This window comes from Streptomyces echinoruber, from assembly GCF_014651135.1.
Classification (GTDB): Bacteria; Actinomycetota; Actinomycetes; order Streptomycetales; family Streptomycetaceae; genus Streptomyces; species Streptomyces echinoruber.
Genome location: NZ_BMWH01000010.1, coordinates 98,844 through 119,791, shown reverse-complemented (window position 1 = coordinate 119,791; position 20,948 = coordinate 98,844). Strand labels below are relative to the sequence as shown.

Sequence of the window (20,948 nt, the reverse complement as noted above, 5' to 3'; positions counted from 1 at the left end):
GTGTCGGGCCGAGGCCGCGGCCCGACACCGTGCCGGGACGGTGCGCAGAGGTGCGCAGAACCGTTCCCGGCCGCTTCACGGTGTGGGAAACTGGTCTAGACAACCCTGAGAGTGAAGGGCAGCAACACATGGCTGAGCGCCGCGTCAACGTCGGCTGGGCCGAGGGCCTCCACGCCCGCCCCGCCTCCATCTTCGTCCGGGCCGCCACGGCCGCAGGTGTTCCCGTGACGATCGCCAAGCCCGGCGGCACCCCCGTCAACGCGGCCTCGATGCTGGCGGTCCTCGGCCTGGGCGCCCAGGGCGGCGAGGAGGTCGTCCTCGCCTCCGACGCCGAGGGCGCGGACGTCGTGCTCGACCGGCTCGCCAAGCTGGTCGGCGAGGGTCTCGAGGAACTCCCCGAGACCGTCTGACGCGCCCGCGGCACCCGCCGCGAAAGCCGCGTCGCCCGTGCGGGCGGCGCGGCTTTCGCCTTTTCGCCGGGCAGCCGGCGGCCTCCGCCGGTATTTTCCCGGGCGCACGAAAAAGTGCGGAAGGCAATCGGCCGACCGCGCGCGAGCGCACACGGCACACACGGCAAACACGGCACACACGAAAAAGCGCACACGACACGCACGGAAAAGGGCAGCGGAAATACGCCTCCGCCGCATATCCCTTCTTTGTATACGGTGTCCGTGTTAAGGGCGCGGGCCCGGCATGTTTACGGGGTGTTGCGAATTCCTCACGCGGTCGGCGCGCTCCGCGCCGGCGCCGGGACGCAGGCGGTGCGCGGCGCCGAAGCGCTCGGTGTGCAGGGCCGTGATCGCCCGCGCGCGCTCGCTGTCGCCGCGGGCGACGGCGTCCACGATGGCGCCGTGCTCCGCCCAGGACTCCACGGGATCGGCCGGCGCGTCGACCGTGTACATCCAGGCGATCTTGTGCCGCAGCTGGGTCAGCAGGGCGGTCAGCGCGGGGCTTCGGGACGCCTGGGCGAGCGTCTCGTGGAACCAGCCGTCCAGGGAGCGCAGGTCCTCGCCGCCGCCCCGGCGGGCCCGCTCCCGGCCCAGCCGGACCAGGCCGCGCAGCACCTTCAGGTGCGCCTCGGTGCGGCGCTGGGCGGCCCGGGCGGCGCCGAGCGGCTCCAGCAGCAGGCGCATCTCCAGCAGGTCGGCGGCCTCCTGCTCGGTGGGCTCCGCGACGCACGCGCCCGCGTGCCGCCGGGTCACCACGAAGCCTTCCGCCTCCAGCGTGCGCAGCGCCTCGCGCACGGGGACGCGCGAGACGCCGTACCGGCGGGCGAGGAGTTCCTCGGTGAGCCGGCTGCCGCGCTCGTGGACACCGGCGACGATGTCGTCCCGGATCGCCGTGCACACCGAATGCGCCGGAATACGCATGACCGACCTCCGCCTCGATCCCCGTGAAACGTCGACGATGGACGCGTGTTCCGTGAACTCTAGGGCAAAGGGCGGTAATTTCCGACGGCGGGATCGAATCCATGGAGTTTTTTGGACAGCGGGCGTCCTGAAACGCCGAAAGCCCCGGCCGGGCCGGGGCAGTGGGCGGGAGTGGGGCGCGGTCGCCGGGCGGGGCGGGTCAGATGCTCACGCCGTGCTTGCGCAGGTAGGCGACGGGGTCGATGTCGGAGCCGTACTCGGGGGTGGTGCGGGCCTCGAAGTGCAGGTGCGGGCCGGTGGTGTTGCCGGTCGCGCCGGACAGCGCGATCTGCTGGCCGGGGGTGACCTCCTGACCCACGGAGACCTCGATGGACGACAGGTGGCCGTACTGGGTGTACGTGCCGTCGTTCATCTTGATCACGATCTGGTTGCCGTACGCCCCGCCCCAGCCGGTCTGCACGACGGTGCCGGCGCCGACCGCGTGGACGGGCGTGCCGCCGGCGGCGTGGAAGTCGACGCCGGTGTGGCTGCCGGAGGACCACAGGGACCCGCCGGCCTTGTAGCCGGTGGAGATGTAGGAGCCGGTGATGGGCAGCACGAAGGTGTCCAGGCGCTTGCGCTCGGCCTCGCGGGCGGCGCGCTCCTTGGCCTCGCGGGCCCTGCGCGCCTCCTCGGCGGCCTTGCGGCGCGCGGCCTCCTCCGCCTTCTTCTGCTCCGCGGCCTGCTCCTGGGCGGCGGCCTGCGCGTCGATCTGGGCGGCGACCGTGTCGCCGATGGCGACGACCGGGATGAGGCCAGTCTGCTCCGGGGCGGGTTCGTCGGCGGCGAGGGCCGGGGCGGCGAGGGTGCCGACGGCGCCGGCGGTGGTGAGGGCCGCGACGCCCGCCGCGCGGGCGGTGGTGCGCTGCGTCCGGCCGGGACGGCGGTGCTTGCCGGTGGCGCGCGTGAACGCCATGAGGTGGTCTGGTCCTTTCCTTCCGTCTCGCCTGCCGGGTTAGCTGACGGGTTCGGAGCGGGAAGGTCTCCTACGGACACCCTCGCGGCACGCGCGGGCGTCCGATTCACCCCAGGGACTGCAAGGCCCCTCCGGCCGCGCGGACGGCGGCGGGAAGGCGGGTCCCCGGCTCCCCTGGCTCGCGCCGCACGGGGATTCGGCGACGGCTGCCCGGTGCCGCGGGTGCGGCGCACTGCCTGACGGACAGCCGGAGGTGACGCTAGGCGGGCGGGCCGTCAATCCTCAAACGCAGCCCGGTTTTTGTAGCGGACGCCACAGGGCAGACAGGCGGTCTCCGCCGCAATTCGGGCACCGAGGGGCCCTGGTGACGCATCCGTCACCAGGGCCCCTCGCGCACGCGTGCGGGTGCCGCCCGCTGCTCCGCCAGTACCCCGCTACTCCTACTCCGCCGGTACGACGGTGACCGGGCCGATCCCGAGCCGCTCGACCGGCTCCCTGATCTCGGCGGCGTCGCCGACGAGGACCGTCACGAGACGGTCCACCGGGAAGGCGCTGACGACCGCGGCCGTGGCCTCCACGGTGCCGGTGGCGGCGAGCTGCCGGTACAGCGTGGCCTGGTAGTCGTCGGGCAGGTGCTGCTCGACCTGGTCGGCGAGCGTGCCGGCGACGGCCGCCGCGGTCTCGTACTTCAGCGGCGCCACGCCCACCAGGTTCTGCACGGCCGCGTCCCGCTCGGCGTCGGTGAGGCCCTCGGCGGCGAGCTTCCGCACCACCGTGAACAGGTCGTCCAGGGCCGGCCCGGTATTCGGGGTGTCCACCGAGCCGCTGATGGCGAGCAGGGCGGCGCCGCTGCCGTCGGGGGCGGAGCGCAGCACCTGGCCGAACGCCCGCACCCCGTAGGTGTAGCCCTTCTCCTCGCGCAGGACGCGGTCCAGGCGGGAGGTGAGGGTGCCGCCGAGGCAGTAGGTGCCCACGACCTGGGCGGGCCAGACGCGGTCGTGCCGGTCGGGGCCGATGCGCCCGAGCAGCAGCTGCGTCTGGACGGCGCCGGGCCGGTCGACGATCACGACCCGGCCGGTGTCGTCGGCGGTCACCGGCGGCACGGCGTGCGGCCGGGCCGCGGGGCCGCTCCAGCCGCCCAGCGTGTCGGCGAGCACGGCGTCCAGGTCGATGCCGGCCAGGTCGCCGACGACCACGGCGGTGGAGGTGGCGGGGTGCACGTGCCGCTCGTAGAAGGCGCGTACGGCCGCGGCGTCGATGTGCGCGACGGTGTCCTCGGTGCCCTGGCGGGGGCGCGCCATGCGCGAGGTCGCCGGGAACAGCTCCTTGGACAGCTCCTTGGCGGCGCGGCGGGAGGGGTTGGCCAGCTCGTGCGGGATCTCGTCCAGGCGGTTGCGCACCAGGCGCTCCACCTCGTTGTCGGCGAAGGCGGGCGCGCGCAGGGCGTCGGCGACCAGACCGAGGGCCCTGGCCAGCCGGGAGGCGGGCACCTCCAGGGAGAGGCGGACGCCGGGGTGGTCGGCGTGCGCGTCGAGGGTGGCGCCGCAGCGCTCCAGCTCGGCGGCGAACTCCTCCGCCGTGTGCTGGTCGGTGCCCTCGGAGAAGGCCCTGGCCATGATGGTGGCGACACCGTCCAGACCGGCCGGTTCGGCGTCCAGGGGCGCGTCCAGGAGCACCTCCACGGCGACGAGCTGCTGGCCGGGGCGGTGGCAGCGCAGCACCGTCAGGCCGTTGTCCAGGGCGCCGCGCTCGGGCGTGGGGAAGGCCCAGGGCCGGGCCTCGCCCGCCTGCGGCATGGGGTGGAACTGCATCGGGGCGAGCTCGGTCACCGGTCCGTCTCCTCGTTGTTGTCAGCGCCATCGGTGCCATCGGTGCCGTCGGTGGCAGCGGCCTCGGCGGCCGGTGCCTCGCCGGCGACGGGCTCGTAGACGAGCACCGCGCGGTTGTCGGGCCGCAGGCGGGCCTTGGCGACCTCCTGGACCTCCTCGGCGGTCACCTCCAGGACGCGCTGCACGGCGGTCAGGGCCAGCTGCGGATCGCCGAACAGGACGGCGTAGCGGCACAGTTCGTCGGCGCGGCCGGCGACCGTGCCGAGCCGGTCCAGCCACTCGCGCTCCAACTGGGCCTGGGCGCGCTCCATCTCCTCCGGCGTGGGCCCCTCCTCGGCGAACCGGGCGAGCTCCTCGTCGATGGCGGCCTCGACGGCCGGCACCTGGGCGTCGCCGGAGGTCTTCACGTCCAGCCAGCCCAGGGACGGCGCGCCCGCCAGCCGCAGCAGGCCGAACCCGGCGGTGACGGCCGTGCGGTCGTGGCGCACGAGCCGGTTGTACAGGCGGGAGGACTCGCCGCCGCCCAGGACGGTCAGCGCCAGGTCGGCCGCGTCGCACGCGCGCGTGCCGTCGTGCGGGAGCCGGTAGGCGGCCATCAGGGCGCGGGCCGGGACCTCCTCCTCGACCACCTCGCGCAGCTCGCGGCCGATGACGTCCGGCAGCGTGCCGTCGCGCGGGGCGGGCTTGCCCTGGTGGGAGGGGATGGAGCCGAAGTACTTCTCGATCCAGGCCAGGGTCTGCTCGGGGTCGATGTCGCCGACGACCGACAGGACGGCGTTGTTGGGCGCGTAGTAGGTGCGGAAGAACTCCCGCGCGTCCTCCAGGGTGGCCGCGTCCAGGTCGGCCATGGACCCGATGGGCGTGTGGTGGTACGGGTGGCCCTCGGGATAGGCCAGGGCGGTCAGCCGCTCGAAGGCCGTGCCGTAGGGGACGTTGTCGTAGCGCTGGCGGCGCTCGTTCTTGACGACGTCCCGCTGGTTGTCCAGGGACTCCTGGTCGAGGGCGGCCAGCAGGGAGCCCATGCGGTCGGCCTCCAGCCACAGCGCGAGCTCCAACTGGTGGGCGGGCATGGTCTCGAAGTAGTTGGTGCGCTCGAAGCTCGTCGTGCCGTTCAGGGAGCCGCCCGCGCTCTGCACCAGCTCGAAGTGGCCGTTGCCCTTCACCTGGGCGGAACCCTGGAACATGAGGTGCTCGAAAAGGTGAGCCAGACCGGTGCGCCCCTTGACCTCGTGGCGCGAACCGACGTCGTACCAGAGGCACACCGCCGCGACCGGGGTCAGGTGGTCCTCCGAGAGCACCACCCTCAGGCCGTTGTCCAGGCGGTGCTCGGTCGCTGTCAGGCCGCCTGTTCCCGCCTGGGTTGTGGCCGTGTGACCCATGGGCATGTACATCCCTTCGATCGCGTGGCGGTCGCCGACACCACCGTCGGCACCGCTGTCTTCCTGCCGGTCCTGCCACTGTATGCAAGCGTGCGGACGGTCGGCGAAGTTCCCGGCGGACGTACGCCGACAGCGGATCGCGTACGCTGCGGATGGCCGCGCCGCGGGAGCCGGGGAGGCGGCCGGGTGCGCCGGGTCCCGCCCGCGGGGCCCGGGATCCGGGAGCCGGCCGGCGAGGCCCGCGGGCCGCCCGCGGGGCCCGGCGAAGCAGCCGGGCGCGGGGGCGGCGGGGCGGCGGTGCGGGCCGCGCGGTGCGCGCCACGGGCCGAGTGCCGCGCACCGCTGTCAGTCCCGAGGTCCACAATGGTCCGCGTCAGATCCCGTCACTCGTCCCAGCAAGGAGCCGGCAGCGATGGCCCGCCGCAGCACGAAGACCCCGCCGCCCGACGACGCGTACGAGGAGAAGATCCTCGACATCGACGTCGTCGACGAGATGCAGGGCTCCTTCCTCGAGTACGCGTACTCGGTCATCTACTCCCGCGCCCTGCCGGACGCCCGCGACGGCCTGAAGCCGGTCCACCGGCGGATCGTCTACCAGATGAACGAGATGGGCCTGCGCCCCGACCGCGGCTACGTCAAGTGCGCCCGCGTCGTCGGCGAGGTCATGGGCAAGCTGCACCCGCACGGCGACGCGTCGATCTACGACGCGCTGGTGCGCATGGCGCAGCCCTTCTCCATGCGCGTGCCCCTGGTCGACGGCCACGGCAACTTCGGCTCGCTGGGCAACGACGACCCGCCCGCGGCGATGCGGTACACCGAGTGCCGCATGGCCGCGGCGACGAGCCTGATGACGGAGTCCATCGACGAGGACACCGTCGACTTCGTCCCCAACTACGACGGCCAGGAGCGCGAACCGGTCGCCCTGCCCGCCGCCTTCCCGAACCTGCTGGTCAACGGCGCGTCGGGCATCGCCGTGGGCATGGCCACCAACATGCCCCCGCACAACCTGGGCGAGGTGATCGCCGCCGCCCGCCACCTCATCCGGTACCCGAACGCGGACCTGGACGCGCTGATGAAGCACGTCCCGGGCCCCGACCTGCCCACCGGCGGCCGCATCGTCGGCCTGTCCGGCATCCGCGAGGCATACGAGACGGGCCGCGGCACGTTCAAGATCCGCGCCACGGTCTCGGTGGAGAACGTCACGGCGCGCCGCAAGGGCCTGGTCGTCACCGAACTGCCGTTCACGGTCGGCCCGGAGAAGGTGATCGCCAAGATCAAGGACCTGGTCGGCTCGAAGAAGCTGCAGGGCATCGCCGACGTCAAGGACCTCACCGACCGCGAGCACGGCCTGCGCCTGGTCATCGAGATCAAGAACGGCTTCGTGCCGGAGGCGGTCCTGGAGCAGCTCTACAAGCTGACGCCGATGGAGGAGTCCTTCGGCATCAACAACGTCGCCCTGGTCGACGGCCAGCCCGTCACCCTCGGCCTGAAGGAGCTGCTGGAGGTCTACCTCGACCACCGCTTCGACGTGGTGCGCCGCCGCTCGGAGTTCCGCCGCGGCAAGAAGCGCGACCGGCTGCACCTGGTCGAGGGCCTGCTCACGGCCCTGGTCGACATCGACGAGGTGATCCGCCTGATCCGCTCCAGCGAGAACTCCGCGCAGGCCAAGGAGCGCCTGATGGAGCGCTTCTCGCTGTCGGAGATCCAGACCCAGTACATCCTCGACACGCCGCTGCGCCGCCTGACCAAGTACGACCGCATCGAGCTGGAGGCGGAGCGGGACCGGCTCAACGCCGAGATCGCCGAGCTGACCCGGATCCTGGAGTCGGACGCGGAGCTGCGCAAGCTGGTCTCCGGCGAGCTGGCCCAGGTGGCGAAGAAGTTCGGCACCCCGCGGCGCACGGTGCTGCTGGACGCCTCCGAGGTCCCGGTCGCGGCCGTGCCGCTGCAGGTCGCCGACGACCCGTGCCGGGTGCTGCTGTCGTCGACGGGTCTGCTGGCCCGTACGGCCAACGCGGAGCCGCTCCCGCAGGAGGGCAAGCGCGTCAAGCACGACGTGATCGTCTCCGCGGTGCCGGCGACCGCGCGCGGCGAGGTCGGCGTGGTCACGTCGGCGGGCCGCCTGCTGCGGATCAACGTCGTGGACCTGCCCCAGCTTCCGGAGTCGGCGTCGGCGCCGAACCTCTCCGGGGGCGCGCCGGTCACCGAGTTCGTCTCCCTGCGGGAGGGCGAGGAGGTGCTGTGCCTGACCACGCTGGACGAGTCCTCCCCCGGCCTGGCGCTCGGCACCGAGCAGGGCGTCGTCAAGCGCGTGGTGCCCGACTACCCCGCCAACAAGGAGGAGCTGGAGGTCATCACCCTCAAGGAGGGCGACCGGATCGTCGGCGCAGTCGAGCTGCGCACCGGCGAGGAGGATCTCGTCTTCGTCACCGACGACGCCCAGCTGCTGCGCTTCCAGGCCTCGCAGGTGCGTCCGCAGGGCCGTCCGGCCGGCGGCGTGGCGGGCATCAAGCTCGCCGACGGGGCCAAGGTCATCTCGTTCACGGCGGTGGACCCGGCGACCGACGCGGTCGTCGTGACCGTCGCGGGGTCGCGCGGCACGCTGGACGACTCCGTGCAGACGACGGCCAAGATGACGCCCTTCGACCAGTTCCCGCGCAAGGGCCGCGCCACCGGCGGCGTGCGCTGCCAGCGGTTCCTCAAGGGCGAGGACTGCCTGTCCTTCGCCTGGGCCGGCCCCGCCCCGGCCCGGGCCGCCCAGAAGAACGGCTCCGCCGCCGAACTGCCGCCGCTGGACTCGCGGCGCGACGGTTCGGGCGTGTCCCTGCCGAAGAGGATCGCGGCGGTGGCGGGCCCGGCGTGACGGCGGGCGCCGGGCGGTCCCGGACCGCCCGGGCCGGCGGTGGTCCGACGGTCCGGGCCGGCCGGTGGTCCTACGGTCCGGGCCGGGCTCCTGCGGGGCGGGGTGGTCTCCTGCGGGGGCGGGGTGGCGGCTAGACGTCCTGGTCCGCGTCCCCGCCCGCGCCCGCGTCGGTGTCGGCGTACTCGAGGTCCTCGGGGTCCTCGGGATCGATGACGGGCTCGGAGACGAACACGCCGGCGCCCGGACCGGGAGGGGGGTCGGCGTACGGCACGTCCGCGTGGGTTTCCGCATGGGCTTCCGCGTGGGTGTCCGCGTCCCGGACGTCCTGGACGTACCGCAGGACTCCCCACATGGCGTGCTCGTCGGCCGCCTGCCCGGCGTCCGCCCGGCATGCCTCCAGTTCCTTGCCGAGGGCCACGGTGTCGATGCCGGCGCCGATGAGCACGAGCTGCGTCGCCCGGGCGTCGCCGGGCGGCCAGGGCTCGGGGTAGAAGCGCAGGAACCGGCCGACGGCGTGGACGGCGTAGCGGTTGCGGGGGTCGTGGGCGCCGAAATCGACGTAGCCCTTGATCCGGTACAGCCCCTCGGGCCTGCTGTCGAGGAACGCCATCAGCCGGCGCGGGTCCATCGGCGTGCCGGACACGAACGACAGGCTGTCGTAGGCGGCGTGCAGATGCCCGTCGTGCTCTTGGCCGGGCTCGTGGTCGTCGGGGCCGTACAGGTCGTCGAAGGACAGCTGGCCGACGCGCTCCTCGCTGGGCCGGCAGTCGAACAGGAACTCCGGGTCGACGCGGCCGTAGGAGGCGGGCACGACGGCGGCCCGGTCGGCGAGGGAGCGCACCTGGGCCAGGATCCGCTCGCCGTCCGCCGCCCGGTCGAGCTTGTTGACGACGACCAGGTCGGCGAGGGCGAGGTGCCGGTCGATCTCCGGGTGCCGGGCGCGGGTGGCGTCGAACTCGGCGGCGTCGACGACCTCGACGAGCCCGCCGTAGACCACGTCGGGGTTCTCACTGGTCAGCACCATCCGGACCAGTTCCCGCGGCTCGGCCAGGCCGCTGGCCTCGATGACGACGACATCGATGCCGACGGCCGGCCGGGTGAGCCGCTCCAGGTAGAGGTCCAGCTCGCTCACGTCGACCGCGCAGCACAGGCAGCCGTTGCCGAGGGAGACGGTGGAGTCGCCCAGGGCGCCGGCCACGGCCATGGCGTCGATCTCGATGGCACCGAAGTCGTTGACGATCGCGCCGATGCGGCTGCCGCCGCTGTGGTGCAGGAGGTGGTTGAGGAGGGTGGTCTTGCCGGAGCCGAGGAAACCGGCGAGGACGACGACCGGGATCTGCCGCGGGCCCGGGCGGGGCTCCGCACTCGCGACCAGCTCTTCGTTCGGGCTCGGCCGGCTCACCGTGCGACCACTCTCCCACCGACGTGTGCACCGGCTCGCGGCTCCGGTGCGTGTACCAGGACTCGACGCGGCCCCAGGATACGGGCGCTCCGACCCCGCCGACGGGCACGGCCGACGGGCATGCCGACGGGCACGGCCGACGGGCATGTTCCCTCTCTGCGAGGGACTTGACTGCCCGTGCCCGGCTCACTCCCTGTCAACGTTGATTGAATCAATGCTCAGTCGTCAATGAGTGCCCGGCGGAACGGATACGGTGACTCCCATGCGTGATCAGGAACCCGCCCCTGTTCCAGGGGAGCGCCGGCTGACCACCAAGGAGGCCGCCGAGCTGCTCGGGGTGAAGCCCGAGACGGTGTACGCCTACGTCAGCCGCGGCCGGCTCACCAGCCGCCGCGCGCCCGGCGGCCGGGGCAGCACCTTCGACGCCAAGGAGGTCGAGGCGCTCGCCCGCCGCACCCGGCGGGACGGCGCCGCGGGCGCGGGACCCGGCGGCGAGCCGTCCGTCCGCACCCGGCTCACGTTGATCGACCGGGACCGGTACTTCTACCGCGGGGTCGACGCGACCGAGCTGGCCGCCCGGCACTCCTACGAGGAGGTCGCCGAGTGGCTGTGGACGGGGGAGCTGCGCCCCGGCGCCGCCTTCACCGCGCCGGAGGCGTCCGTGGCGGCCGCCCGGCAGGCCGTCGACGCCCTGCCCGCGCACGCCGGGCCCGCCGACCGGCTGCGCGTCGCGGTCGTCGCGGCGGCCGTGGCGGACCCGCTGCGCTTCGACCTGTCCGAGGACGCCGTCCTGGGCACCGCGCGCACCCTCATCCCCACCCTGGTCGCGGCGCTGCCGCCGCTGCGGCACGCCGACTGCGACGAGGGCCCGGTGGCCCGCCGGCTGTGGGCACGCCTGACCGGCCGCGGCCCCGACGAGGCGTCGCTGCGCGTCCTGGACACGGCGCTCGGGCTGCTGGCCGACCACGACCTGGCCGCCTCCACGCTCGCCGTGCGGGTCGCGGCCTCGGCCCGCGCGCACGCCTACGCGGCCGTCTCCGCCGGCCTGGGCGTGATCGAGGGCCCGCTGCACGGCGCGGCCGGCGGGCTCGCCCACCGGATGCTGCTGGAGGTGCTGGACCGGGGCGGCGCGGCGCCGGTGGTCGCGGACGAGCTGCGCGCCGGGCGCCGCATCCCGGGGCTCGGCCACCGGCTGTACCAAGGCGAGGATCCCCGTGCGCGGGCCCTGTTCGCGCTGCTGGAGGAGGTGCCCGGCGCCGCGCCCGCGCTCGCCGCGGCCCGCGACGTCGTGGAGACCACCGCGCGCCACGCGCCGCTGCACGCCAACGTCGATCTGGCCCTCGCGGTGTTCACGGTGGCCTCGGGGATGTCCGCCGACGCGAGCGAGACCGTCTTCGCCGTGGCGCGTACGGCGGGCTGGATCGCGCACGCGCTGGAGGAGTACGGGGAACGCCCGCTGCGCATGCGCCCGAGCGGCCACTACACCGGCCCGCGGCCACCGCGCCCCCTGCCGGAGTGACCCGCCGCGCGCCCGGCCGTCCCGGCCGGGGCAGCCCGCGCACAGGTCCCGACCGCCCCCGCAGGAGCAGTCCCGCGCAGTCCCGCGCAGTCCCGCGCACAGGTCCTCACCGCCCCCACAGGAGCGGTCCTGCGCACAGTCCCCACCGCCCCGCAGGAACAGTCCCGTCGTGCGGCCGGAAGTCATCGCACCGGAAGTCAGGTTAGGCTCACCTCTGTGAGTACGTGCGCGACCGTCTCCCTGGAGCTCGACGAGCCCGTCGCGGGGACCGCGGCCATGGCAACGACGTGGCTGCTGCTGGAACAGCCCGGCCCCTGGGGTGCCAACGCGCTCCTTTCCAGCCATCTGGACCCCGCCGTCGGGCGTGCCCTGGAGCGGGCCGCCAAGGGCACCGGGGTCCGTGTGGCGCTCATCCGCCGGCCCGGCCGGCACGCCGACTGCGGCACTCCGCAGACGCGCCGGGTGTACGCGGCGCACACCGTGCCGGGAAGGACGTGGGTGCGCGCCGCCGTCACCGACGACTCCGCGCTCCTGTTGGCGCTGGACCTCGCCGCGCTGGGCCGCGGCGATCACCGTTCCTTCGACGCCGTGCTGGGCGGCGTCCCGCACACCGGTCACCCGCTCGCCCTCGTCTGCACCAACGGCAAGCGGGACCGCTGCTGCGCCCTGCTCGGCCGGCCCCTCGCGGCCGAGCTCGCCGCGTCCGGCGCGGAGGGCGTGTGGGAGGTCACCCATCTGGGGGGCCACCGGTTCGCGCCCACCCTGCTCGTCCTGCCGTACGGGTACGCCTACGGCAGGGTCCGGGCGCACACCGCCGGCGAGATCCTGCACCGGGTGCGCGAGGGGCGGATCAGCCTCCGGGACTGCCGGGGCAGGTCGGCCTGGGAGCTGCCCGGGCAGGCGGCCGAACTGGCCGTGCGTGCGGCGACGGGCGAGGACCGCGCGGACGCCCTCCGCGTCGTACGGGTCGTAGAGGTCGTACGGGACGCACGGGACCCACAGGACGCGCGGACCGACGGTGCCGCCCCGCGCTGGGAGGTGACCGTCGCCCACGCCGACGGACGCCACTGGCAGGTGGAGGTGGCCCAGGGCGCGGCCCGGCCGCCCCGCAGGGAGAGCTGCGGGGCGTCCGTGCTGGGAACACCGGCGCGCATGGACGTCGTCGCGGTGCGCGAACCGGCCGTACAGGGAGCCCTGGCCTAGGGGCACCCCGCCGGGGTCCGGCCGCCGGGCCTCGCCGTACCCCTGGGGCGGGGCGGCCCGCCCGCGTACCGTTCATGGCCATGAGCCCCACTCCCCCCGCTCGCCGCCGGCGCCTCGGGCTGCCGCGGCGCGTGTTCTCGCAGGTGCTGCTGATGCAGTTGGCGATCGCCGCGGGAGTCGCGGTGCTCGCCACCGGACTGTTCCTGGCGCCGCTGAGCCACCAGTTGGACGACCAGGCGATGCGCCGCGCGCTCGCCATCGCCGAGACCACCGCCCAGCAGCCGGGGCTGGCGCACGAGATGCTGACGACGCCGCCGACCGTGGACGGTCCGGTGCAGCGCACCGCGGAGCGGATCCGCAGGGCGACCGGGGCCGAGTACGTCGTCGTGCTGGACTGGCGGGGCGTGCGCTGGTCGCACACGGACCCCCGGCAGGTCGGGCGGCACGTCTCGACCGACCCGACCCAGGCCCTGGCCGGCCGGGAGATCATGCAGATCGACGAGGGCACCCTGGGCCGCACCGCCCGCGGCAAGGTGCCGCTGCGCGACAGCCACGGCGCCATCGTCGGCGCGGTCTCGGTCGGCATCCCCTACGACAGCGTGCGGGCCCGTCTCGTCAGCGCCATACCGGGGCTGCTCGCCTACGCCGGCGGCGCGCTGGCCGTCGGTGCGCTGGCGGCCTGGCTGGTCTCCCGCCGGGTGCAGCGGCAGACCCGCGACCTGGCCTTCTCCGACATCGCCGCCCTGCTCGCGGAGCGGGAGGCGATGCTGCACGGCATCCGGGAGGGGGTCGTCGCCCTGGACCGCGACGGGCGCATCCGGCTGCTCAACGACGAGGCGCAGCGCCTGCTGGGCATCGGTGAGGAGGCCGTCGGGCGGTCGCCGGACGAGGCGCTCGGCGCGGGCCGCACCGCCGACGTGCTGGCCGGCCGGGTCACCGGGGCCGACCTGCTGACCGTGCGCGGCCACCGCGTCCTGGTCGCCAACCGCATGCCCACCGACGACGGCGGTGCCGTCGCCACCCTGCGCGACCGCACCGAGTTGGAGCGGCTCGGGCGTGAACTGGACTCCACACGCGGCCTGATCGACGCGCTGCGCGCCCAGGACCACGAGCACGCCAACCGCATGCACACGCTGCTCGGGCTGCTGGAGCTGGAGATGTACGAGGACGCCGTGGAGTTCGTCGGCGAGGTCGTCGGCGACCACCGGGCCACCTCCGAACAGGTCGCCGAGAAGGTACGGGACCCGCTGCTGGCGGCGCTGCTGGTGGGCAAGGCGACAGTGGCGGCCGAGCGCGGGGTGGCGCTGTGGGTGTCCGACGCGACGCGGCTGCCGGACCGGCTGGTCGATCCGCAGGGTCTGGTCACCGTCGTCGGCAATCTGGTGGACAATGCGCTCGACGCGGTCGCGGGCACGCCGCACGCGCGCGTGGAGGTCGAGTTGCGCGCCGAGGGCCGTACGGCCGTGCTGACGGTGCGCGACACCGGGCCCGGAATCCCGCCGGAGCAACGGGAGTTGATCTTCACGGAGGGATGGTCGACCAAGGAACCGCCGGCCCACCGCAAGCGCGGCATCGGCCTGTCCCTGGTGCGCCGGCTCGCCGAGCGGCAGGGTGGCGGTGTGACGGTCGGTCAGGCCGACGGCGGGGGCGCGGAGTTCACGGTCGTGCTGCCGGAGGCGCTGACCGAGCCGGAGCCGGCGCCGGCCCTGGCCGCCCGCGCGGAGACCGCCGCCGAGGAGGAGGCAGGGTGATCGAGGTCCTGGTGGTGGACGACGACGCGCGCGTCGCGCGGGTCAACGCCGCCTACGTCGAAAAGGTGCCCGGCTTCCGGGTCGCGGGCCGGGCCCACAGCGCCGACGAGGCACTGCGACTGCTGGAGACGCTGCCGCAGGTGGATTTGGTCCTCATGGACCACTACCTGCCCGACGGCACGGGCCTGGCGGTGGTGCGGGAGATGCGCAGCCGGAGCCGGCAGACCGATGTGATCATGGTGACGGCGGCGCGGGACGTCTCCACCGTGCAGGCGGCGATGCGGCACGGGGCGCTGCAGTACCTGGTCAAGCCGTTCACCTTCGCCGGGCTGCGCACCAAGCTGGAGGCGTACGCGGGGCTGCGCCGCACCCTGGACGGCGGCGGGGAGGCCGGGCAGGCGGAAGTGGACCGGATCTTCGGCGCGCTGTCCGCGTCCTCGGAGCCCGGCCTGCCCAAGGGGCACTCCCCCGCCACGGCGGAACTGGTGCGCCGCACCCTGGTGAACGCCGAGGGGCCGCTGTCGGCGCAGGAGATCGCCGACCGGACGGGCGTGAGCCGGCAGACCGCGCAGCGCTACCTGAAGCTGCTGGAGCGCACCGGCTGGGCGCGGCTGACCCTGAGATACGGCGACACGGGCCGCCCGGAACACCGTTACGTGTGGGCGGCCCGCGTCTAGCACGGCACGCGGGGAGGGAGAAGCGGGCGGGCACGGCCCGCGGGAGGAGAGGCGGGCGGGCACGGCCCGCGGAGGGGCGGGCGCCGGGCCCCTGCGGTCACCGGCTCAGCCCGTGGCCTTCTCGACGAACTCGGTGGTGTAGGTCCTGTCCAGGTCCACCCGGGCGTTCTTGATGCTGGGGTTGAACGCCTTGAGGACCTTCTCGACGGTCTGCGGACCGCCGTCGGGCATCACACCGTCCTTGGTGAACATCGGCAGCGTGCTCTTGATCGCCTCCGTGTAGAGCGCCTTGTTGCCCTGGGAGTAGTCGGCGGGCATCTTGCCGGCGATCTCGGACGCGCTGTGGGTGGACATCCACTGGAGCGTCCTGACGAACGCGTTGGCCAGCTTCTGGACGGTGTCCTTGTGGCTGTTGACCCAGTCCGTCTGCATGTACAGGCTCGACGACGGGTACGGGCCGCCGAGCGCCTTCCGCGAGCCCTCCGGGGTGCGCATGTCCAGAAGGATCCGGCCGGCCTTCTTGTCGAGGATCGTCGCGACGGTCGGGTCGGTCGTCATACCGCCGTCGATGGCGCCTTTCTGGAGCGCGGAGATGAAGGTGGGGCCCGCGCCGACGGCGACCGGCGTGAACTCGCTGACCTGCACGCCGTTCTTGATCGCCAGGTACTTGGTGAGGAAGTCGGTGGAGGAGCCGAGGCCGGTGACGCCGAGTTTCCTGCCCTTGAAGTCCTTCGGCGACCTGATGCCGCCCGCGGCCTTGGTGGAGACGATCTCGACCTCGCCGGGCGCCTGCGAGAACTGCACCACGGACTCCACGGACTTGCCCTTGACCTGCAGGTCGAGGGTGTGGTCGTAGAAGCCGACGGCCCCTTGGACCTGGCCGGAGACGAGCGCGGTCTCGGCCTGGACACCGGCGGGTTCGCTCAGCAGCTCCACGTCGAGGCCCTCGGCCTTGAAGTAGCCGAGGCGCTGGGTGAGCATCGCGGGCAGGTAGATGACCTTGTCCAGGCCACCGACCATGATCTTGACGTGCTCGCCGGAGCCCTTGCCCCCGGCACCGCCGCCGGTGTCGGCGGTGGTGCTCGCCGCGTCGTTGGCGCAGGCGGTGAGCGAGGTGAGGGCGAGCAGGCCGGCGGCGGTCAGTGCGGCGATTCTGGCGGTGGTGCGCATGGCGGGTTCACGTCCTTGTGAGAGGGCGGTGCGGGAACGGGGCAGCGGGGGGGGTGGCGGCAGGGGGACCGGCGGCTCAGCCGTCGGAACGGGCCGGCTTCCAGCGGAAGATGCGGCGCTCGGCGAAGGTGAGGAGACCTTCGGCGAGGAGGGCGACGACGGCGAGGATGACCATCGCGGCGTACACGCCGGCCGCGTTGAAGGTGCCCTGGGACTGCGCGACGAGCAGGCCGATGCCCCGAGTGGCGCCGATGTACTCGCCGACGATGGCGCCGATGAGGGCGAAACCGAAGCTGACGTGCAGACTGGTGAAGATCCACGAGGTCGCGGACGGGATGACCACCTGCAGCGTCACCCTGCGGTCGCTCGCGCCGAGGATGCGGGCGTTGGCGACGAGGTTCCGGTCGACCTCGCGGGCGCCCTGGAAGGCGTTGAAGAACACCGGGAAGAACACCAGGACGACGGCGGAGGCCACCTTGGAGGCCGGCCCGAGCCCGAACCAGATGACGAAGATCGGGGCGAGCACGATCCTCGGAATGGAGTTGAGGACCTTGATGTAGGGGCCGAGGATGTCGGCGAGGAACGCGACGCGCCCGAGCGCGATGCCGAGGACCACACCGGCGACCACGCCGAGGACCCAGCCGAGCAGCGCCTCGTGGAGCGTGTACCAGATCTGCTCGCCCAGGGAGCCGAGGGCGGTGCCGTGGGTCACCCAGGTCCGGATCTGGTCCCAGATCTTCGACGGCATCGAGAAGTTGAACGGGTCGATGACCTCGGCCCGGGACAGGACCTCCCACAGGCCGAGCACGCCGACCAGGAGCAGCACGCGCACGGCGCTCACCACCACCCGGCGCCTGCGGGCGGCACGCGCCCGGGTCCGGGCGCGGTCCGGGGACTTGACCGTGTCGACGACGGGTGTGCTCAGCACGTCAGGCGACATGCGCGGCGCCCCTTTCGCGAGTGATGCGGACCTCTTCGCCGAGGGACTCCCAGATCTCGCGGTAGATCTCCACGAAGTGCGTCTCCAGGCGCACCTCCTCGACCTTGCGGGGCCGCGGCAGGTCGATGGCGAAGACGTGCTTGACGGTGGCGGGTCCGGCGGTCATCACGACGACCTTGTCGGCCAGCGCGATGGCCTCCTCCAGGTCATGGGTGACGAAGACGACGGAGGTGCCGCTGCCCTCCCACAGCTCCAGCAGCTGATCCGACATCAGCGCCCTGGTCTGCACGTCGAGCGCCGAGAACGGCTCGTCCATGAGCAGGATCTCGGGGTCGTTGACGAAGGTGGCGGCGAGTGCGACGCGCTTGCGCTGACCGCCGGAGAGCTGGTGCGGATAGCGGTCCTCGAACGCGGCGAGCCCGACGCGGGCCAGCCATTCCCGGGCCCGCTGCCTGGCCTCCGCCTTGGGCACGCCGCGGAAACGGGGGCCGGCCATGACGTTGGACAGCACCGTGCGCCACGGGAAGGTGGCGTCCTGCTGGAAGACGAAGCCGACCTTGCCGCCGACGCCGCGCACCGGCTCGCCGGCGACCAGCACCTCGCCCTCGGTGGGCTCCTCCAGGCCGCTGACCAGGGTGAGCGTGGTCGACTTGCCGCAGCCGGTGGGGCCGACGACGGCGACGAACTCACCGCGTCCGACGGTGAGGTCGAGGTCCCGTACGGCCGTGTGCAGACCCCCCGAAGGGGTCCTGAACGTCTTGCTCGCGCCCCGTAGTTCGATGGCGGGGCTGGTGTCTGCGCTCATGACCCGGGACCGTAGGTACGGTGCGGGCCACGGCGTCAGTCTTCTGAGCGCATCCTGTTCTTTTGCTCGCAAGAGGCTGTTGTGCTCATTTTGCTCGCGCTACAACAACGCCAGCCGCAACACGGGCGAAACGCCCGTCAGGCCTTGACGGAAAGAGGCCCGATGATTGACGTCCTGGTGGTCGACGACGACTTCCGTGTCGCTGAGATCAACGCCAAGTACGTGGAAAAGGTTCCCGGATTCCGGGTGGCCGCGCGTGCGCACAGCGCCGCCCAGGCGCTGACCGCGGTGGAGCGCGGCACGATCGACCTGGTGCTGCTCGACCACTACCTGCCCGACCAGTCCGGTCTCGACCTCGTCCACCGCATGCGCGAGCAGGGCCACGGCACCGACGTCATCATGATCACGGCGGCCGGCGACGTGGTCACGGTGCAGCGGGCGATGCGCCTGGGCGCCCTGCACTACCTGGTCAAGCCGTTCACGTTCGCCGCGCTGCGCGCCCGCCTGGACTCCTACGCGGCGCTGCGCCGCACCGTCGACCGGGTCGGCGGGCGGGGAGTGACCGGGCAGGAGCAGGTGGACCGCATCTTCGGCGCGCTGCGCACCGCGCCCGCGCCCTCCTCCCCCGGACTGCCCGGCGGCCACTCGGAGCCGACCACGGACCTCATCTGCACCGTCCTGTACCGCGCGGGCCATCCGCTGTCGGCCCACGAGGTGGCCGCCCGCACGGGCCTGAGCCGCTCCACCGCCCAGCGCTACCTGCGCCGCCTGGAGCAGGCCGGCCGGCTGCGCCTGTCTCTGAGGTACGGCGACACGGGCCGGCCGGAGCACCGGTACGCCTGGGTGGCGCCGTAGCCGTACGGCCGGCCCCCGCCCGGGCCGCGGCGGTCGCGTCTCACGCGGCGCCCGCCCCCGTCAGCGACCGCACCTCCGTCTCCGCGTACCGGGCCTCGTCGGGGAGTTCGGCGGAGGTGACGGTGCCGAGCCAGCCGGCGAGGAAGCCGAGCGGGACGGAGACCAGGCCCGGGTTCTGCAGCGGGAAGTACTGGAAGTCCAGGCCGGGGAAGAGGGAGTCGGGGCTGCCGGAGACCACCGGGGACAGCACGACCAGCACCAGCGCCGGCACCAGTCCGCCGTAGACCGCCCACACCGCGCCGCGAGTGGTGAAGCCGCGCCAGAACAGCGAGTACAGCAGCACGGGCAGGTTCGCCGACGCGGCGACGGCGAAGGCGAGACCGACCAGGAAGGCCACGTTCATGCCGCGGGCGAGCAGGCCGAGCGCGATGGCCAGCACTCCGATGCCGACCGCGGCGACGCGCGCCACGGCCACCTCGCTGCGCTGCCTGCCGCCGCGCCGCCGCAGCGAGGCGTACAGGTCGTGGGCGACGGACGCGGAGGAGGCGAGCGTGATGCCGGCGACGACGGCGAGGATCGTGGCGAAGGCGACGGCGGCCACCACCGCGAACAGAACCGTTCCGCCGGTCGAGTCCGGGCCGCCGCCCAGGTCGAGGGCGAGCAGCGGGACCGCCGTGTTCCCGGCGGCGTTCGAGGCGCGCACGGTCTGCGGGCCGACGAGCGCGGCCGCGCCGAAACCGAGGAGAATCGCCATCAGATAGTAGGCGCCGATGAGTCCGACGGACCACACGGCGCTGCGGCGGGCCGCCCGTGCGGTGGGCACGGTGTAGAAGCGGGACAGGATGTGCGGCAGCCCACCGGTGCCCAGGACCAGCGCGAGACCGAGGCTGATGAAGTCCAGCCGCGCGGTCCAGTCGGCGCCGTACTTCAGCCCGGGCGCCAGGAAGGCGGGCCCGTGGCCGCTGCGGGCGGCCGCGGTGAGCAGCAGCCGGTCGAGGTCGCCGTGGAAGCGGAGCAGGACCAGCACGGTCAGCGTGACCGTGCCGCCGAGCAGCAGGACCGCCTTGACGATCTGGATCCACGTGGTGGCCCGCATCCCGCCCAGCGACACGTAGACCACCATGAGCGCGCCGACGCCGATGACGGCCCAGACCTGCGCCGCCTGGCTGGTACGGCCGATCAGCAGCGCGACCAGGCTGCCCGCGCCGACCATCTGCGCCACCAGGTAGAGGACGGACACGGTGACCGAGGAGGCTCCCGCCGCGATCCGCACCGGCCGCTCCCGCATCCGCGACGCGACGACGTCGGCCAGCGTGAACCGCCCGCAGTTGCGCACCAGTTCCGCGACGAGGAACAGCACCACCAGCCATGCCACCAGGAAGCCGACCACGTACAGCACACCGTCGTAGCCGAACAGCACGATCAGCCCCGGTACGCCCAGGAAGGAGGCGGCCGAGGCGTAGTCGCCCGCGATGGCGAAACCGTTCTCCATGGGCGAGAACAGCCGGCCGCCCGCGTAGAACTCCTCGGCGGAACCGTGCCGTCTGCGGCTCGCCCACGTCGTGATCGCCAGCGTGACCGCGACGAACCCGCTGAACAGCAGCAGCGCCAGCGTCTGGTGCCCGCCGGTCACGACGCACCGCCCCGCAGTCCGCGCGCCCGCTCCTGGGTGTCCCAGCGCAGTTCGAGTGCGGCCCGGTCCCTGCGCAGCCGCGCGTGCCGCGCATAGGCCCAGGTGAACAGGAAGGTGCTGAGGAACTGCCCGAGCCCCGCGAGCAGCGCCACGTTCATCGCGCCCGCCACCGGTCGCGCCATGAACCCGGGCGCGGCGGTCGCGGCCACCACGTACGCCGTATACCACCCGAGGAAGACGGCGACCATCGGCACCACGAAACGCCGGTAGCGGCTGCGCACCTCCTGGAAGGCCGCGCTGCGCTGCACCGCGAGGTACACCCCGGCCGCGCCGCCGTCCGGACCGGGCCGCTGCACCCGACGCGCGGCCGGCACCTCGACGGCCGCGTCCGGGCCTGCCGGCTCGCCCCAGCCGGAGGCGAGCGCGTCGTACCAGGGATCGTCGTACGTCTCGGGTCCCGCCGCGGGGGCGGGAGCATGACCTTCATGGTTCTCGGCCGGGCTCTGGGGACCGTCCCCGGCGCCGGAGGGACGAGCGTTGGGTGACTGCATGCCCAAGGATGGACAGACCGGGAAGATCCATGACTCTTCTTCCTCC

17 protein-coding genes and 1 riboswitch are annotated in these 20,948 nt (G+C 73.4%); of the genes, 7 read left to right on the top strand and 10 right to left on the bottom strand.

All coding sequences use genetic code 11. The annotated features are described in order from the left end of the window. The first annotated feature begins 128 nt into the window (after positions 1–128). A complete protein-coding gene (locus tag IE225_RS14540) occupies positions 129–410 on the top strand; it encodes an HPr family phosphocarrier protein (protein WP_190057911.1) in 282 nt (93 codons plus the stop codon). 264 nt (positions 411–674) lie between these two features. Here IE225_RS14540 and IE225_RS14535 read toward each other — a convergent pair whose 3' ends face one another. From IE225_RS14535 to IE225_RS14520, 4 genes are all read right to left on the bottom strand, one after another. Next, positions 675–1,370, bottom strand: coding sequence for a GntR family transcriptional regulator (locus IE225_RS14535; protein ID WP_190057910.1), 696 nt, complete (start codon positions 1,368–1,370; stop codon positions 675–677). Positions 1,371–1,569: 199 nt separating this feature from the next. Beyond that, positions 1,570–2,325 (bottom strand): M23 family metallopeptidase, encoded by a 756-nt coding sequence (locus tag IE225_RS14530; RefSeq protein WP_190057909.1) that lies wholly within the window; start codon positions 2,323–2,325, stop codon positions 1,570–1,572. A 14-nt stretch (positions 2,326–2,339) separates the two neighbouring features. Further along, positions 2,340–2,537: riboswitch (cyclic di-AMP (ydaO/yuaA leader) on the bottom strand. Positions 2,538–2,765: 228 nt separating this feature from the next. Further along, positions 2,766–4,154, bottom strand: coding sequence for a M16 family metallopeptidase (locus tag IE225_RS14525; protein WP_190057908.1), 1,389 nt, complete (start codon positions 4,152–4,154; stop codon positions 2,766–2,768). Next, positions 4,151–5,539 carry a M16 family metallopeptidase gene (locus tag IE225_RS14520; protein ID WP_190057907.1) on the bottom strand — a complete coding sequence of 463 codons (1,389 nt, stop codon included), beginning with the start codon at positions 5,537–5,539 and terminating at the stop codon, positions 4,151–4,153. The genes IE225_RS14525 and IE225_RS14520 overlap by 4 nt, the downstream gene beginning before the upstream one ends. Before the next feature lie 406 nt (positions 5,540–5,945). On the opposite strand from IE225_RS14520, the gene IE225_RS14515 reads away from it, so the two are divergent. Then, entirely contained in the window at positions 5,946–8,396 is a 2,451-nt protein-coding gene (locus tag IE225_RS14515) for a DNA gyrase/topoisomerase IV subunit A (protein WP_190057906.1), read from the top strand. A 130-nt stretch (positions 8,397–8,526) separates the two neighbouring features. On the opposite strand, the gene IE225_RS14510 is transcribed toward IE225_RS14515, so the two are convergent. After that, complete coding sequence (locus IE225_RS14510; RefSeq protein WP_229879548.1) at positions 8,527–9,798, bottom strand: CobW family GTP-binding protein; 1,272 nt, start codon at positions 9,796–9,798, stop codon at positions 8,527–8,529. A gap of 262 nt (positions 9,799–10,060) precedes the next feature. Here IE225_RS14510 and IE225_RS14505 point away from each other — a divergent pair, with 262 nt between their 5' ends. The 4 genes from IE225_RS14505 to IE225_RS14490 all read left to right on the top strand — a co-directional run bounded on the left by IE225_RS14505 (position 10,061) and on the right by IE225_RS14490 (position 14,948). Further along, on the top strand, positions 10,061–11,317 hold the full coding sequence (locus IE225_RS14505) for a citrate synthase (protein ID WP_190057905.1): 1,257 nt from the start codon (positions 10,061–10,063) through the stop codon (positions 11,315–11,317). A 216-nt stretch (positions 11,318–11,533) separates the two neighbouring features. Further along, positions 11,534–12,520, top strand: a complete 987-nt coding sequence (locus IE225_RS14500; RefSeq protein WP_190057904.1) for a ferredoxin family protein — start codon at positions 11,534–11,536, stop codon at positions 12,518–12,520. A gap of 80 nt (positions 12,521–12,600) precedes the next feature. Next, a complete protein-coding gene (locus IE225_RS14495) occupies positions 12,601–14,271 on the top strand; it encodes a sensor histidine kinase (protein ID WP_190057903.1) in 1,671 nt (556 codons plus the stop codon). Beyond that, positions 14,268–14,948, top strand: a complete 681-nt coding sequence (locus IE225_RS14490; protein WP_190057902.1) for a response regulator — start codon at positions 14,268–14,270, stop codon at positions 14,946–14,948. The genes IE225_RS14495 and IE225_RS14490 overlap by 4 nt, the downstream gene beginning before the upstream one ends. Positions 14,949–15,053: 105 nt before the next feature. Here the strand turns inward: IE225_RS14490 and IE225_RS14485 are convergent, their stop codons facing one another. From IE225_RS14485 to IE225_RS14475, 3 genes are all read right to left on the bottom strand, one after another. Then, positions 15,054–16,118 (bottom strand): ABC transporter substrate-binding protein, encoded by a 1,065-nt coding sequence (locus tag IE225_RS14485; protein WP_190057901.1) that lies wholly within the window; start codon positions 16,116–16,118, stop codon positions 15,054–15,056. Between the two features lie 76 nt (positions 16,119–16,194). After that, positions 16,195–17,058, bottom strand: coding sequence for an ABC transporter permease (locus tag IE225_RS14480; RefSeq protein WP_190057900.1), 864 nt, complete (start codon positions 17,056–17,058; stop codon positions 16,195–16,197). Further along, positions 17,048–17,863, bottom strand: coding sequence for an ABC transporter ATP-binding protein (locus tag IE225_RS14475; protein WP_190057899.1), 816 nt, complete (start codon positions 17,861–17,863; stop codon positions 17,048–17,050). Before IE225_RS14475 ends, IE225_RS14480 begins: the two co-directional genes overlap by 11 nt. Before the next feature lie 162 nt (positions 17,864–18,025). Here IE225_RS14475 and IE225_RS33745 point away from each other — a divergent pair, with 162 nt between their 5' ends. Further along, positions 18,026–18,718: a response regulator gene (locus IE225_RS33745; RefSeq protein WP_190057898.1), complete on the top strand. Its 693-nt coding sequence runs from the start codon at positions 18,026–18,028 to the stop codon at positions 18,716–18,718. 40 nt (positions 18,719–18,758) lie between these two features. Here IE225_RS33745 and IE225_RS14465 read toward each other — a convergent pair whose 3' ends face one another. Next, the gene (locus IE225_RS14465) at positions 18,759–20,351 is read right to left on the bottom strand and encodes a monocarboxylic acid transporter (RefSeq protein WP_190057897.1); all 1,593 of its coding nucleotides are present in this window, start codon (positions 20,349–20,351) and stop codon (positions 18,759–18,761) included. Further along, positions 20,348–20,902, bottom strand: coding sequence for a DUF485 domain-containing protein (locus IE225_RS14460; RefSeq protein ID WP_190057896.1), 555 nt, complete (start codon positions 20,900–20,902; stop codon positions 20,348–20,350). Before IE225_RS14460 ends, IE225_RS14465 begins: the two co-directional genes overlap by 4 nt. Positions 20,903–20,948 lie beyond the last annotated feature (46 nt).